This is a genomic window from Bartonella sp. MM97QHHN, from assembly GCF_042194285.1.
Lineage (GTDB): Bacteria > Pseudomonadota > Alphaproteobacteria > Rhizobiales > Rhizobiaceae > Bartonella.
Genome location: NZ_JBHIMS010000043.1, coordinates 1 through 1,433, shown reverse-complemented (window position 1 = coordinate 1,433; position 1,433 = coordinate 1). Strand labels below are relative to the sequence as shown.

The window sequence follows — 1,433 nt, the reverse complement described above, 5'->3', positions numbered from 1 at the left end:
TCATCAGAATTTATAAACACTGGTTTATTCACAAATGCCTCCATACTGCCTATTGGCAAAAGTTATTTTCTAAGATATGGAGTGAACATATTTTCGATTTTAGAATAAGTCAATATAATTTTTCTAAAACAGAAAAAATTTTTTTAGTAATAGACAAATAGTCTACACAAAAAAGTAATTTAATTTTCATTTCAATGTGGAGAAAATTCTGTATGAAGCAGTCTAAAAAAGCTCTAAAAATATTTTCGTCATTAACAAATGAGCAAAAACGGGTGGTTATTTTCCATCTTCTTCTTGCAAAGATCGCAGAAAAGAAATGACGGCTTTTCTATGCTCTGGCTTTGCCGAGGAATATAATTTTAAAAAATAATCATCACAATTATCGGGTATAAAATGAGGGGGGAGAGCTTTAAAAAATGAAGTTAATCTAACGAGTTCATCAGCAGATATGCTTCTACTTTCTTTATCATCATCGACAGAAAGCATTTTAGATACAACAGATGTATGAAGTCCCATATGTTTAGCTAATTCAGTTCGGGACCCATGACCCATTGTTTTAAGTTTTTCATTTGCCCAAATTTTTATTTCTTTTTGAATATCCATACTTATCAATATTCCTATTGTTTTAAAAAATATCAACATTTCTATTTTAGAAAAAATGTTGACATTTTTTCTATAATCGAATAAATGCCCGTTTGATAAATAGAGAAATTAAAATGAATATCAAAAATTCAGCAGGTACGATTATAAAATATTTAGGCGGTGCGAAACGTGTGTCATTGATTTCTCAATGCCATGTGTCTGCTGTTTATAAATGGACTTATCCTTTAAAAAAACTAGAGGGTAAAGGCGGAATTATACCAGCTAAGTATCAAATTATGCTTCTGAACTATGCACGTGATCATGGGATAGATTTGCGTCCAGAAGATTTTTTTTATCCCGAGCGCTTNGCACGTGATCATGGGATAGATTTGCGTCCAGAAGATTTTTTTTATCCCGAGCGCTTGCAGAGATTAATGCAAGAGCAACACCCCCCAATGACTACATTTGCAAAAAGTTCCGGCGTTGATAGCGCGCGTGAGACTTTGCAGCCTTAAGGAGGTGATGATGGCTGTAGAAAAGAAATACGAACTTACTGATGAAACAATTGAGTTTGCTGGAAAAACTCTTCACCGCATTCGTGCATTGAGAAGCTTTGGAAAAGTTAAAGCAGGTGATGTTGGTGGTTTTGTAGAGAGTGAAGGCAACCTCTCTCATGAGGGCGATTGTTGGGTTGGGAATAGGGCATGGGTTTATGGTGATGCACGTGTTTTTGGCAATGCCAAGGTTCTTGGTTTTTCTCATGTTTATGGCAATGCCCGTGTTTATGAGAATGCCAATGTTCTTTTAGCAGCTGCGATTTATGGCAACGCCAAGGTTTGTGGTAATGCGCA

General features: G+C 35.4%; 2 protein-coding genes and 1 pseudogene. 2 read left to right on the top strand and 1 reads right to left on the bottom strand.

Translation table 11 applies throughout. From position 1 onward, the window contains the following. Positions 1-276 precede the first annotated feature (276 nt). Positions 277-603 carry a hypothetical protein gene (locus ACFIJW_RS02170; RefSeq protein WP_273721234.1) on the bottom strand — a complete coding sequence of 109 codons (327 nt, stop codon included), beginning with the start codon at positions 601-603 and terminating at the stop codon, positions 277-279. A gap of 113 nt (positions 604-716) precedes the next feature. On the opposite strand from ACFIJW_RS02170, the gene ACFIJW_RS02165 reads away from it, so the two are divergent. Together ACFIJW_RS02165 and ACFIJW_RS02160 are read left to right on the top strand one after the other, a co-directional pair. After that, positions 717-1,097: a hypothetical protein gene (locus ACFIJW_RS02165; RefSeq protein WP_375633137.1), complete on the top strand. Its 381-nt coding sequence runs from the start codon at positions 717-719 to the stop codon at positions 1,095-1,097. A gap of 10 nt (positions 1,098-1,107) precedes the next feature. Beyond that, positions 1,108-1,433: pseudogene (locus ACFIJW_RS02160) on the top strand (hypothetical protein); the annotation flags it as partial.

Coding starts and splice junctions, on each gene's coding strand:
- ACFIJW_RS02170 (WP_273721234.1), bottom strand. CDS start 603: ATGGATATTCAAAAAGAAATAAAAATTTGGGCAAATGAAAAACTTAAA.